Genomic DNA, 12,441 nt, shown 5'->3' on the forward strand with positions numbered 1-12,441 from the left:
ACTATAATATGTGTACGGCAGCGTTCAATATTTATTTATTCGATAGGCACGGATTTTACGGAATGACGGACTCGCAACCTTTACCGCCTGACAAAAAACGCAGCGCCGGTCGCCCCAAAGATATGGCTAAGCACAACGCGATGCTAGACGCGGCGGCCTGCCTATTTTTTCGCTTTGGGCTCGAAGGGGTGACCATGGAAGCCGTTGCCCGTGAAGCGGGTGTTTCCAAAGTGACTGTGTACGGCCATTTTGCAACCAAAGAAGCGCTATTTGGCAACGTCATTCAGCGTGAAACCGCCCTCATTCGTCATGGTCTAGAACAGCTTCCCGACACTCATGAAGCCGTGCGTCAGTCACTGATTGAAGTCGGCACAAGCCTCGTGCGCTTTTTGTTGGAGCCCCACGTGTTAGCCGTTGAGCGCGTCATGAGTGCACAGGGAAATCAGTACCCCGAACTGCTTCTGGCCTTTTTCGAAGCAGGCCCCTGGGCCACTAAAAAGTGGCTGCAGGAAAAGCTTGAGGGGCTAGCCCGCGCCGGGCATTTAACACTTAACGCACCCACACTAGCCGCCGACCAACTCTGTAGCATGTGGCAAGGCATGTTGGTTATGGAGGTGCGTATGGGGGTTCGCCAGCTCCCCAGCGATGAAGAAATTCATCGTCAGATCAGCAGCGCCGTGGATGTATTTTTGGCAGCGTATGGAAACCATTGAGCGCCCCCGTATGCAAAAAAGCCCCGTCATAAACGGGGCTTTCGCAATGCTTACTTATTAATTTAAACGCCCACTGGCCCACCATCGCGCTTCTGAATAACAACGGTAGATGCCCGAGGGCGTACTTGGCCACTGGTCTCAGCGGTGGCATCTTGGGTCAGTGCGCTACCATCCGCGGGCCAGTTGCCGGGGTGCTGAATATTAATAAACAGCGCCGTTTTGTCCGGCGTCGCAAAAATGCCGGTCACTTCACAACCGTTCGGCCCTACGGCGAAGCGTTTCAGTTGCTGCTGGTTGCTGTTGTTAATCACCGGACCGGTACCCTGAATCTCGTCCAGGCTGTTAGGCACCACGGCTAATAGCTGGTCGTTGGTGTACTCGGTAATGCCTTCGTAACCATTATCGGTCTGTATCCAGAGAATGCCCTGACCATCATCACGCTGGTCAAACCACAGACCATCGGGGCTGGCAAACTGGTTCATTTCAGTCAGGCCAGAATGATTGCCTTCGTCATTAGTGGCGGCACCAAACACAAACACTTCCCAACGAAAGGCATTCGGCAGGCGGCTTTCACGCCAGCGGATTATGTGACCGGCTTCGTTATTAGCGCGTGGATTAACGGCGTTGGCCGGGGCTGTCTCATAGCCTACCCCTAGCTGAGCAATGTCATCGCCTTGATTGGTGAAAGTGGCCGCTGCAGCTTCTTCGCTACGCTTCGAATTATTGGTCAGCGTTAGATACACCTCGCCAGAGGAAGGATCCACGGTTGCCCACTCCGGGCGGTCCATCGGTGTCGCTCCCATTAGATCTGCTGCATCACAGGTGTTAATAATCACCCCAGCTAAATCATTTTCTGCCAACCCCAAAGCCGTTGCCAACGAACGGCCATCGCGTGTTTGCGCGCTAGGTGTTAGCGGCAACCACTCACCACTGCCATCAGCGTTGAAGCGAGCCACATAGAGGGTGCCGTTATCCAGATACTTACTACCAATGGCGAGGCGGTCATACGCTTCGCCTGGGCGATTGGCATCGGCGGGGTCCCAGGCAGCGTCAGAAACATACTTATAGACGTACTCGTTGCGGGAGTCGTGGCCAGAGTAGTACACCACGGGTTGCCCTGCTTCCAGCTTACCCAGCCAGCACCCTTCATGACGGAAACGGCCAAGTGCCGTGCGTTTTACCGCGTGAGCATCACTATAGGGGTCGACTTCAACTTGGTAGCCAAAAGTGCGCGCTTCATTGCGGTAATCATCTTCGGCGCGCTCACCCCGTGGCGTGATGTCGAAACGCGCAAATTCATCGCTTTCTTCAGAGGCATCACCCGCCGAGGTATCCCAACCATAGCGGCTTTTATCGGTAGGAATACCAATCCGCGCATCGTCCTGGAAGAGTTGGCCGTGATTAACAAACACATTGGGCCAGTTCTCTTCGCAAGCGATATAAGTGCCCCAGGGCGTTAACCCATTACCACAATTGTTATTGGTGCCACGGGTTTGCGTACCCGCCGGTGAGAAGCGCGTTTTCACATAGTCACTGCCCGCCACTGGGCCAGCCATTTCCATCACCGTCGCGCTGGTAAGGCGGCGGTTATAGCGGGAGCCAGGCACATGCGACCAGTGTCCGTTAGCGTCTTTCTCAACTTCCACAATGGTGACACCGTGAGCATTGATTTCGGTACGCGACTCTTCGGCGGGTCGCTTGCCTTCTGACGTATTGGTCGGGCCACCTTGAGGTGCCCACAGCGCTGCTTGATCGATATATTCGTTGTTGAGCACCAGCACAAAGCGCCGTGAGGCGTTGTCAGCATCCAGGGCAAAACTAGCCATTCCATCGTGGTTCATACCCACGCTAGCGGCTTGACGCTCGGCGGTCATTGACTGGTCGGACTGCCAGCTGTCACCAGTGTTCAACGGCGTGCCCCACGGCACCAGCACTTGGGCAACATAGCCTTCAGGCACTACGACAGCATCCGTTAGCGATCCTTGAACCGCCTCAAACGCCAGCGTCAGCGGCGTTTTTTGCACCCCGTTTGAAGCCAATGCTTGGGCGGCACCGCCAAAGCCAAGCATTGAAGCAGCGGCCAAACCTAAGCCGCCCCGCATTACCGCTCGTCGCGAAACATGCTGCGCTAACACATCCGCAAACGGCTGGTTGCTGCTCTGATTTAACAGGCGATGATCTTCAATTTCCTTGCTCATAACAACAGTCCTCTCGTCACGGTTAACACGCGCTAGTTTTATGTTAAGAGGACACTAATCAATTTAAATGACAGGGTAATGACGAGCACTCTACTGTTAGGTGAACGTTTATCAGCAAGCGATTCCCCACCTTTAAAAACTGTTGGTTAAGCATCTGCACGGTGGTTAGGTAAGGTTGGGAGTGATGGTTGTGAGAGGTAGTCAAATCTGCTAAATTAATGCTAATAGTTATCATTACCACAGGAAACAACCTCTCATGCAGCCCAGAAAAAAAGACGTTCCGCCAGAAGGCTCGCCTAGCGCATCTCGCGAAGTGACAAGTCAGGCGCTGCTTGATCAAGACGGTCAGTTGGTTATTCACCATGAACAGCGACGCTATGTGCTGCGACGCACGAAAAGCGGCAAGCTGATCTTAACGGCGTAAGCCTTTTAAAATAATCACTTACCTACTACTAACCCTTTTAGCCAGCCAGGTAGCCCATCGCACCCAGCCAGCAACATTATCCATCACTTTCTGCTGGAACTGTCTGGCCCATGAAACCAACTCACACGTTAGGCTTTTGCCTTACCCTACTCCCTCTTCTGCCTGCCAACGCCAATGACTCGGGCTTAGCCCCCCTCACAGTCACAGGTACCCGAGCACCGACGGATCTGTCCCGCGCACCGCTGATTATCGACATCATCGACCGCCAAGATGCAACGCTTGCCACCGCGAGCCGCGTTGAAGACGTGCTGAGCCGCCAGCCTGGCCTGCATGTTGCTGGCCAAGGGCGCCGTAACGGCCAAACGCTGAGTATGCGTGGCTTCGGCAGAAATGGTGTACTGGTGCGCCTGGACGGTGTTCGCCAGGATATTTCCACTGGCCATGTGGGCAACTTCTTCCTCGACCCAGCGCTGATTCAAGAGGTGCAGATTGCCCGTGGCTCGCTTTCCAGTCTGTACGGTAGCAATGCCATGGGCGGCGTTGTTAGCTTTACCAGTGTCGAGGCCAGCGACCTATTAGCCCCAGGTGAAGATAGCGGCGCACGCCTTTCCCTGGGCGGGGCAACAGCTAACGACGAGCTACGCGGCAGCCTGACGGCGTTTGGCCGCCGCGACACGGCTAATGGGCAAGTGGATGGGCTATTTTCTGTGGGCCGTAGCGAGTCCAGCGATATTCGTCGCGCGGGCGGTGATGAAGCAGTAGAAGATGCCAGCCTCAATAGCCTGCTTTTGAAAGGCGGCTGGGAACCAAGCGACGACCAACGGGTGTTTATTAGCTGGCAGCACTATGATGAGCGCGCCACCCAACCCGCTAATCCGCAGCAGCTATCCACCAGCGCTAGCAACCCATTACGCGATCGTGATGTTGAGAGTAATAACGTACAACTTGGCCACCGCTGGCAACCGAGTGGTGCCACTGAAATCACCTCACAGCTTACCTTTAGCCAACAGGATATCGACGAGCCACAGGCTAGCCGTACCCTTGAGCGGATCGGCCTGCAGAGCGATGGCTATCACAGCATCGACCATGGCTGGCTTTCACAAACGCTGGTGTTTGGCGCAGAGCTGGAGCAGGCTCGCCAACGGCCTGACGGTGAAGCGAATGGTTTCCCCAAGGCAGATATTGATACCCAAGCGGCATATTTAGACACGACCCTCACTGCCGGTAGCTACTTGGCTGAAGGCGGCGCGGGGCAGTTTGACGTTGGCATTGGCGCGCGCTATGACCGCTATGACGCCAGCGGTCAAAACGATGCCGACAGCGTGCACGACCAAGTGTCGCCGCGCTTCCGCCTTGCCTGGCGACCCGACGACACCTTGATGCTGTTCTCAGGCTACGCCGAAGCCTTCCGCGCACCCAGTCTTTCCGAGCTTTACGCTAACGAACGCCACTTTGCCGGTTTCTGCGCAGGACCATTTTTCTGTACGCCCGACAACTACTGGATTCCCAACCCTAACCTGTCGCCTGAAACCAGCCGTACCTGGGAAAGCGGTGTGGTATGGCACCAGGGCGACTGGCAGGCGCGCGCCAGCTACTTCGACACTCGTGCAGACGACTTCATTGACACTCAGGTCGATATCATGGCGGGCACGACTCAAGCCGTAAACGTGCAGCGTGCTCAGCTATGGGGCTATGACGCCCGACTTACTTGGCAACCTAGCGCATTCCCGCTGCTAACCAGCTTTATAGGTCTTTCAGAGGTATCCGGCAAAGATCGCGACAGCGGTGAGGCTCTGGGTAGCCAAACACCCCTGGAAATGACGCTGGGCAGTGATGTTGCACTTTATAACAGCGCTGTACGGATCGGCTGGCAGGGCCGCTTTGCTCAGGCGTTCGACAAACAGGGCGACGATGAACGCCTGCCAGGCTATGGGCTGCACGATATCCACCTTGCTTGGCAAATCACCCCCGCTATTGATACCGCGCTGCGCCTCGCCAACCTCGGCGACAAAGTGTGGTATCGGCCTGATGGCAGTCTGGGCGACGGACGTAGCCTGTTCGCCACCCTCAACTGGCAGTGGTAACTCCTTGCAATGTTAAGCCTAGAGGTGACGTATGATTGAGTCCCAGCAGATCGCAATTCTTGAAGCCTTTGACGCAGCACGAGCAGCACAGCCTCGCCTGCCAGCGATTGATATTGCCGAGCGCTTATCAATCAGTGAAGGCGAACTTCAGGCCGCGCGCTTAGGCCGTGACGTATGGACGCTGCCCCTCGCGCCGAAAGACCTTGCGGCTCGCCTCCCCCTGTTAGGCCGAGTCAAAGCGCTCACCCGCTCTCGTTTAGCCGTGCTCGAGCAAACCGGTGATTACCCTGACCTGGATGGCGGGCCGCAAACCGGCTTGCTGCTTGACCCAGGTGGCTTAGATTTACGGTTGCTGTATTCCCATTGGCACTGGGCCTGCCTAATCCGCGACCCTATTCATGCTCCTATCCATGGCTCTAACCGCGCCCCCCTGCCAACGGAGAGTGAACAAGGTCAGTGGCGCTGGAGCCTGCAAATTTTCAATCAGCATGGCTGTGCCATTCACAAAAGCTTTGCGCTGGAAAATCCGCTGCCCCGCCCATGGGGCGCATTAGCTGCCCTAGGCACCATAGATACCCCCGCGTTTACCCAAAGCGCGCCCCGCTTAAAGCGTGCTCTTCCTGAAGCGCCGACACTCGCCAGCGAGTGGGCGGCGATGCGTGATGTGCACCAATTTTTCGCCCTGCTTCAGCGCCACCATCTAGAGCGTCTGGAAGCCAACCAGCTAATGGAAGGCCGTTATACTCGCGCGCTGCCACTGATGCTGTTCGTGGCCAGTCCTGGCTGCGTGCAAATTCGCACTGGCACACTACCTGAACCTCAGCGCGCCCGCGGCTGGCTGAACCTGTTTGGCGAGCAGTTCACGCTGCACCTTAATGACACCGCCATTGAGCAAGTGTGGCAGGTCAGCAAGCCTAACCGCGACGGTGGCGTCACCAGTGTAGAAGCCTTTGATGCAGAGGGTTCTTTGGTGCTGCAAATTTACGCTGAGCGCCAGGAAGGTCGCGTGGAGCGTCCCGAGTGGAGGCAGTTACTGAATGAACTCGGTAACCAAGAGGCCGTGGCATGAATGTCACACGCTTCGCATGCCAGTCGTTTGCCGCGCTACTGATTGGCTGGTTAACCACTGGAGGGGCGCTAGCCAACGAACGCTGGGTCATTCTGGGCGGCGATATCGCTGAAACCATCGCCGCGCTTGGCGCGGATATCGAGGTCGTTGCCCGCGATGATACGGTGCTCCACCCGCCCGAAATGGCCGAACTGCCCTCGGTAGGCTACCTGCGCCAGCTGTCGGCAGAAAGCGTACTCTCAGTGGCGCCGGATCGTGTGTTAGCAGCGGGACATTCCGGCCCGAAAGAAGTGTTGGAACAGCTAGAGGCCGTGGGCGTAACGGTTGATGTGATTGATGCCCCTGCTGACCTTTCCTCGATTGCCGAGAAAGTCCGCACAGTGGCTCAGCACACGCAACGCCAACAAAGGGGTGACGAGTTAGCAACCTCACTCACCGCGACGCTTGAGCGCTTGGCGGCTCTTCCCCCGCTGCCTGATACGCGTGCAATGTTTATTCTTCACCATAGTGGCCTAACACCGCGGGTTGCCGGCAGCGACACCGCCGCCCATATAGCCTTGGATGCCGTTGGCCTCGACAATGCTTTTGGCGATATGGCGGGCTATCAAAGCGTTGCCGCAGAGGCGCTGGCAAAAGAAGCACCTGCGCTGGTGATTATGTCCCAACGGGGGTTAGACGCTCTGGGCGGTGAAAATGCACTATGGAAGTTACCGGGGATGCGCTTAACGCCCGCAGGACGCGAACAGCGGCTTATTGTGATTGATGATCAAGCACTGCTCGGTTTTGGCCCTCGCACGCCTGAGCAGCTATTTACCTTGCGCCAGAACATTGAAGCACTGCTTGGTACAGAGCAGGTCAGCCGATGATCTCCAGCGCTTCCCATGACCGTTATCGCCCCTTGTTACCGCTTAGTCGAACAGCACGAGTGTTAAGTGGCCTTACCCTGGCGTTATTGATCGCCCTTGGCTGGGGTGCTGCTTCAGGCGCGTTAGGTGTGTCGCCCTGGGCGCTCATTAATGGCAGCGCAGATGAGCTCAGTGTCCAAGTATGGTGGCAGCTACGCCTACCGCGCCTACTTCTGGGGGTTGCCGTGGGGGCGATGCTGGCGGTCAGTGGTGCCGCCATGCAGGGGCTATTTAGAAACCCATTGGCCGACCCAACGCTATTAGGCCTTGCCAGTGGCGCAGGGCTATTTGTAGCACTTTGGATTGTGCTATTTCAGGGCAGCGCTGCCGGTAGCCTTTACGGCCAGTTTGCAGCGGGCTTTCTCGGTGCGCTTAGTGTTTGCTTAGTGGTGTTTGGCATTGCCAAGCGCCAAGGGGGTGGCAGTGCCGCCGTCATGTCACTGCTACTAGCAGGCTTAGCAATCAACACGTTAGCAGGCGCTGGAGGCGGCGTACTGGCGTTTATTGCCAGCGACGATCAACTTCGTCAGCTCAGCTTATGGGGAATGGGCACGCTTACCAACGCTCTGTGGCGCACCACCGCCGTAGCCCTTGCCCTGATTGCTGTTGCCCTATGGCTGTTAATACGCAGCGCTCGTGAGCTTGACCTACTTCAGCTAGGCGAATCTACCGCCCATGCGGCAGGCCTGGATGCAACGTGCTTAAAACGCCGTGTGGTCGTTGCTACCTCGCTGGGTGTAGGGCTGTGCGTCGCGCTGACCGGCGTGATTGGCTTTCTTGGTTTGCTCGTCCCCCACTGCCTGCGACTTTGGCTCGGGCCTGGCCATCGCCTGCTGCTACCCGCCTCTATGTTAGGCGGTGCACTACTGCTAGTGGTGGCCGACACCCTGGCGCGCACCCTCGGCGCTCCCGCCGAAATCCCCGTCGGGCTGTTAACCAGCCTACTGGGCGGCCCCTATTTTCTTTACCTGCTAATGCGTCGGAACCGGGCATGCTAACCCTACATCAGGCGGGTTTTACCACCACGCCCTCAATCGCGCCTCTGGACGGCACCCTTCGCCCTGGTGAGCTACTCGCCATTGTTGGCCCCAACGGCGCGGGCAAAAGCACACTACTCAGCATGCTGTCGGGGTTTCGCCCCTGTGAACAGGGCGAGCTACATCTGGACGGCAAACGCCTGAGTGAGTGGCCAATCAACGAGCTTGCCAATCGCCGGGCGCTGGTCGCCCAGCAAGAATTGCCCGGCTTTGATTGGCAAACCTTTGAGCTAGTGAGCTTAGGCAGCAACCCCAGCAATGCACTGATTGCGGAACTGCTGCATGACCTAGATCTGACGCATTTAGCTAAACGCAGCGTACTTTCACTCTCTGGCGGCGAACGCCAACGGGTAATGATTGCACGAGGTGCCTGTCAACTACTCTCACGGCGCTCACCTACCGCCAAAGATGGCGGCCTTTTACTGCTGGATGAACCCACTAGCGCACTCGATATCGGCCAGCAGCAGCGCTTAATGCGTCAACTACGCGCCTGGGCAGAACGGCACCATATGGCGATTGTCTGCGTGCTGCACGACCTCAATCTCGCCAGCACCTACGCCGACCGGGTATGGCTGTTACATCAAGGTCAGCGTATTGCTCACGGCTCGCCCGCCCTAGTGCTTGACCCCGCCACCATCGCGGAGGTTTATGACGTAGAGCTGCTGCCTATCAATAGCCGTAACGCTGCAGCCCCTCTTCTCGCCCTAACGCCTTAAGATAATGGTCAGCAGCCAACGAGCTCTATCCCGCAGAGTGGCAAAGCCTTCATATAAGTCCATACTTATCCGTACGTAACGGGCAATATATGCATTACCGTGTGCCAATTGGGGAGCAAGAATGAGACTGATCAGCCTCATGTGGGTAATGCTGGCAGGGATGAGTTTTAGCATCGGCGTATTAGGCATTTTTCTGCCCCTATTGCCGACCACCGTGTTTATGCTAATAGCTATTTACTGTGCCTCAAGGGGGTCTCCACGTTTTGAAGCCTGGATTCGCTCGCGCCACTATGTCGGGCCACTGCTGGTTACCTGGGAACAGGAACGTGCCATACCCAAGCGCGCTAAGATTTTTGCCGTTTGCACGATAGCGTTGAGTGCAATAATCACCGTTTGGTCACTCGGGCCTGGCTGGTTAAGCGGGGCAGTGGTGGCTCTCCTAATGCTGATTGCACTTTGGCTGGCTACCCGGCCAGAGCCTTCTTCTCATAGTTAAATGTGACTGGATAGTTCATCGTTTAGTGAGGTGATGTCATCAACGCCTCGCCACTTCCAGCTGTAGGGCTGCTTGGGCACGATATGGGCTGGTATATCGTGCGCTTGCATCACAATACCGCCATGGCTTTCAACCCTACCTGTCTATAACATTCATAAAGCGAGCCGCCAGGAGTTTGCACTTCTTTAACACTAAGCTTCCAATAAGGACGGGCTCTATGCGCGATGAGGAAAAATACACAAATTCAGAGGAGCAACTGCTCTATCTTCAAAAACGGTTAGATGAGGAAGATACCGCCGCCCTAAGCGAGCTGTTTACTGAACTCGATATCTTATCGATTGCGCGCACGCTTGAGTCTTTCCCAACCAAAACTCGCGACCGATTGTGGGAGCACATTCCGGAAGCACTGCTCGGTGAAGTGCTCGCCGAAGTCGATGAAGATATTCGTGCCGACTATATTGAAGACCTTTCTGCCAGCGATGTAGAACAAATCGTTAAAGGCCTAGATGCTCAGGAAGTGGCTGAAGTTCTCGACGTCGCCGACGAAGAGATCAAAACGACTGTCTATGCCAGCTTAGATCAAGAGATCCGCGCCCAAGTTGAGAACCTTCATTCTTATGAAGATGACGTGGTCGGTCGTTACATGGACCCAGAGACGGTCAATGTAAAACAGGGCGTATCGCTGGAAGCCGTACAGCGCTATATCCGCATTCATCACCTGCTCGACGATGAGTCACAACAGATTATGATTACCGACAAGGATAAGCGCCTGTTAGGCACGCTGACGCTCATTGATCTAGTCAAACAACCACAGGAGAGCGTCGTTGATGAGTATATGGTTGCCCCCTTCACACTTAATGATCAGATGAAGGTAAGCGAGGCTGCCGCACTGCTCCGCTCTAAAGAGCTGCCTTTTGTCCCTGTTTGCGATAGCGACGGGTTGTTAGTAGGCCAGTTGAACGCTGCTGATGTATTAGAAATCACCCAAGATGATGCAGACATGACGTTAAAGCACATGTCGGGCGTCAGCGACGAAGAAGAAGTCTTCACCCCGATACTCCGCAGCGCAAAGAGCCGCGGCATTTGGTTGGGTATTAACCTGCTCACGGCCTTTTTAGCGGCCTTCGTAATTGGGCAGTTTGAAGAGGTACTGGACCAAATTGTAGCGCTAGCCATCCTGATGCCGGTGGTCGCGAGTATGGGCGGGATTGCGGGCAGCCAAACCCTCACGGTGGTGATACGCGGTTTAGCGCTCGGTCAGCTCGCCGGTAATAACAAACAGTGGCTCTATAACAAAGAGATGTGGGTGGGGATGAGTAACGGCCTGGTGTGGGCACTCGTCGTTGGTGGTATTTCCTATCTGTGGTTCGGCGATCCGCTGATTACGCTGGTGATTACGTTGGCCATCTTTGTGAATATGAGCCTTGCTAATTTATCAGGCGTGCTGATTCCCTTAGTGCTGAAAAGATTGCAAATAGATCCCGCATTATCAGGTGCCGTCATTTTAACCACCGTTACTGATGTGGTCGGCTTTATGACGTTCCTGGGGCTAGCCACGCTGATTATTTTGTGATCAGAAGGCACCCACTGACGCTGAACCTGCCGTTTCAGTGCCAGTGGGCCTGCTTTAATAGCTAATCACGTGAAAATAGCTCAATGATTTAGCTGTGTAACTTTATACAGCTACCCACATACCTTGTTTATCTGAGGACTCAATCGCATCTATCAAACGATTCACCCGCGCGGCTTCGCGGAAGTCAGGATAGAGGGGGCGGTGGTTGATGATGCCCTCCACTAGGTCGCGCACCTCGATAATTTTCTGATCGTTATAGCCCAGACCGTGCCCTGGTGCGGGGCTGAACGCGGCATAGTCGGGATGTTCCGGGCCTGCTAACAGCGTAGTGAACCCACGCCTGCCGTGGGCATCGCCGTGGCGATACAGCTGCAGCTCGCTCATGCGCTCTTGATCAAACACAATGGCACCTTTGGTGCCCGTTAGCGTGTAGGCCAAGCCCATTTTGCGACCAGCCGCCACCCGAGACGTTTCGATATTGCCGATTAACCCTTTATCAAACCGCAGCATGGCCTGGGCCTGATCGTCGTTTTCCACCGCAGCCATAGCACTCCCGTCGGCATTGGGCCGAGAGGGGATGACAGTCTGTAGCTGGCCGCAAACCTCGCTAATCCGCTGCCCGGTTAAAAATTCGGCCATATTGAGGATATGCGACCCCACATCACCTAACGCACCGGCCCCAGCGGTCGCCCGCTTGGTATGCCAGTCATGGGGCTTGTGCGGGTCGAGCAGGTAATCCTCATTGTGCCGCCCACGAAAGTGAATCAGCTCACCAATTTCACCGCTGGCAACAATCTGACGAGCCAACTGGGTGGCAGAATTGCGAATGTAGTTAAAGCCTACCAGGGTTTTGACGCCCGCCTTTTCAGCCGCGGCGACCATCTCGTCGGCGTCTGCCGTACTCAGCGCCAGCGGCTTTTCAGCGTAAACATGCTTGCCAGCGGCGATAGCGGCCAGCGCCATTTCTTTATGCAGGAAGTTAGGCGCGCAGATATCCACCACGTCCACGTCACTATCTTCTACCAAGGCGCGCCAGTCATCGGTGGCACGGGCAAATCCCCAAGCACTTGCTCGGATCTCCGCAGTGGCGAGGTCGACATCCGCCAGCAGTTCGCAAACGGGCTTAGCGGGCAGCTCAAAAACGCTGGATGCTGCATTAAAGGCAATGGCGTGGGCTTTGCCCATAAAACCGGTGCCGATTAGACCAATCTTGAGGGTTTTCATTG

The 12,441-nt window shown here is 55.8% G+C and carries 11 protein-coding genes; 9 read left to right on the top strand and 2 right to left on the bottom strand.

Annotated elements, in window-relative coordinates; all coding sequences use genetic code 11:
* The first annotated feature begins 62 nt into the window (after positions 1-62).
* Positions 63-713 (top strand): TetR/AcrR family transcriptional regulator, encoded by a 651-nt coding sequence (locus tag ACN06F_RS16020; RefSeq protein ID WP_038478750.1) that lies wholly within the window; start codon positions 63-65, stop codon positions 711-713.
* A gap of 62 nt (positions 714-775) precedes the next feature.
* Here the strand turns inward: ACN06F_RS16020 and ACN06F_RS16025 are convergent, their stop codons facing one another.
* Positions 776-2,911: a PhoX family protein gene (locus tag ACN06F_RS16025; RefSeq protein WP_433924287.1), complete on the bottom strand. Its 2,136-nt coding sequence runs from the start codon at positions 2,909-2,911 to the stop codon at positions 776-778.
* Positions 2,912-3,167: 256 nt separating this feature from the next.
* On the opposite strand from ACN06F_RS16025, the gene hemP reads away from it, so the two are divergent.
* From hemP to mgtE, 8 genes are all read left to right on the top strand, one after another.
* Positions 3,168-3,335 carry a hemin uptake protein HemP gene (gene hemP / locus ACN06F_RS16030; protein WP_084183610.1) on the top strand — a complete coding sequence of 56 codons (168 nt, stop codon included), beginning with the start codon at positions 3,168-3,170 and terminating at the stop codon, positions 3,333-3,335.
* A 110-nt stretch (positions 3,336-3,445) separates the two neighbouring features.
* Positions 3,446-5,419 carry a TonB-dependent receptor domain-containing protein gene (locus ACN06F_RS16035; RefSeq protein ID WP_433924288.1) on the top strand — a complete coding sequence of 658 codons (1,974 nt, stop codon included), beginning with the start codon at positions 3,446-3,448 and terminating at the stop codon, positions 5,417-5,419.
* A 31-nt stretch (positions 5,420-5,450) separates the two neighbouring features.
* Positions 5,451-6,488 (top strand): ChuX/HutX family heme-like substrate-binding protein, encoded by a 1,038-nt coding sequence (locus ACN06F_RS16040; protein ID WP_433924289.1) that lies wholly within the window; start codon positions 5,451-5,453, stop codon positions 6,486-6,488.
* Positions 6,485-7,354 (top strand): heme/hemin ABC transporter substrate-binding protein, encoded by an 870-nt coding sequence (locus tag ACN06F_RS16045; protein WP_433924290.1) that lies wholly within the window; start codon positions 6,485-6,487, stop codon positions 7,352-7,354. The genes ACN06F_RS16040 and ACN06F_RS16045 overlap by 4 nt, the downstream gene beginning before the upstream one ends.
* Positions 7,351-8,391, top strand: a complete 1,041-nt coding sequence (locus ACN06F_RS16050; protein WP_433924291.1) for a FecCD family ABC transporter permease — start codon at positions 7,351-7,353, stop codon at positions 8,389-8,391. The genes ACN06F_RS16045 and ACN06F_RS16050 overlap by 4 nt, the downstream gene beginning before the upstream one ends.
* A complete protein-coding gene (locus ACN06F_RS16055) occupies positions 8,385-9,146 on the top strand; it encodes an ATP-binding cassette domain-containing protein (RefSeq protein ID WP_433924292.1) in 762 nt (253 codons plus the stop codon). Before ACN06F_RS16050 ends, ACN06F_RS16055 begins: the two co-directional genes overlap by 7 nt.
* Positions 9,147-9,267: 121 nt before the next feature.
* Positions 9,268-9,642 carry a YbaN family protein gene (locus ACN06F_RS16060; RefSeq protein ID WP_232471422.1) on the top strand — a complete coding sequence of 125 codons (375 nt, stop codon included), beginning with the start codon at positions 9,268-9,270 and terminating at the stop codon, positions 9,640-9,642.
* A 217-nt stretch (positions 9,643-9,859) separates the two neighbouring features.
* On the top strand, positions 9,860-11,215 hold the full coding sequence (gene mgtE, locus ACN06F_RS16065; protein WP_120386241.1) for a magnesium transporter: 1,356 nt from the start codon (positions 9,860-9,862) through the stop codon (positions 11,213-11,215).
* Between the two features lie 102 nt (positions 11,216-11,317).
* Here mgtE and ACN06F_RS16070 read toward each other — a convergent pair whose 3' ends face one another.
* Complete coding sequence (locus ACN06F_RS16070; RefSeq protein ID WP_038478774.1) at positions 11,318-12,439, bottom strand: Gfo/Idh/MocA family protein; 1,122 nt, start codon at positions 12,437-12,439, stop codon at positions 11,318-11,320.
* Positions 12,440-12,441 lie beyond the last annotated feature (2 nt).

Source organism: Vreelandella sp. 21 (genome assembly GCF_050995515.1).
GTDB classification, from domain to species: domain Bacteria; phylum Pseudomonadota; class Gammaproteobacteria; order Pseudomonadales; family Halomonadaceae; genus Vreelandella; species Vreelandella alkaliphila.

Coding starts and splice junctions, on each gene's coding strand:
- ACN06F_RS16020 (WP_038478750.1), top strand. CDS start 63: ATGACGGACTCGCAACCTTTACCGCCTGACAAAAAACGCAGCGCCGGT.
- ACN06F_RS16025 (WP_433924287.1), bottom strand. CDS start 2,911: ATGAGCAAGGAAATTGAAGATCATCGCCTGTTAAATCAGAGCAGCAAC.
- hemP (WP_084183610.1), top strand. CDS start 3,168: ATGCAGCCCAGAAAAAAAGACGTTCCGCCAGAAGGCTCGCCTAGCGCA.
- ACN06F_RS16035 (WP_433924288.1), top strand. CDS start 3,446: ATGAAACCAACTCACACGTTAGGCTTTTGCCTTACCCTACTCCCTCTT.
- ACN06F_RS16040 (WP_433924289.1), top strand. CDS start 5,451: ATGATTGAGTCCCAGCAGATCGCAATTCTTGAAGCCTTTGACGCAGCA.
- ACN06F_RS16045 (WP_433924290.1), top strand. CDS start 6,485: ATGAATGTCACACGCTTCGCATGCCAGTCGTTTGCCGCGCTACTGATT.
- ACN06F_RS16050 (WP_433924291.1), top strand. CDS start 7,351: ATGATCTCCAGCGCTTCCCATGACCGTTATCGCCCCTTGTTACCGCTT.
- ACN06F_RS16055 (WP_433924292.1), top strand. CDS start 8,385: ATGCTAACCCTACATCAGGCGGGTTTTACCACCACGCCCTCAATCGCG.
- ACN06F_RS16060 (WP_232471422.1), top strand. CDS start 9,268: ATGAGACTGATCAGCCTCATGTGGGTAATGCTGGCAGGGATGAGTTTT.
- mgtE (WP_120386241.1), top strand. CDS start 9,860: ATGCGCGATGAGGAAAAATACACAAATTCAGAGGAGCAACTGCTCTAT.
- ACN06F_RS16070 (WP_038478774.1), bottom strand. CDS start 12,439: ATGAAAACCCTCAAGATTGGTCTAATCGGCACCGGTTTTATGGGCAAA.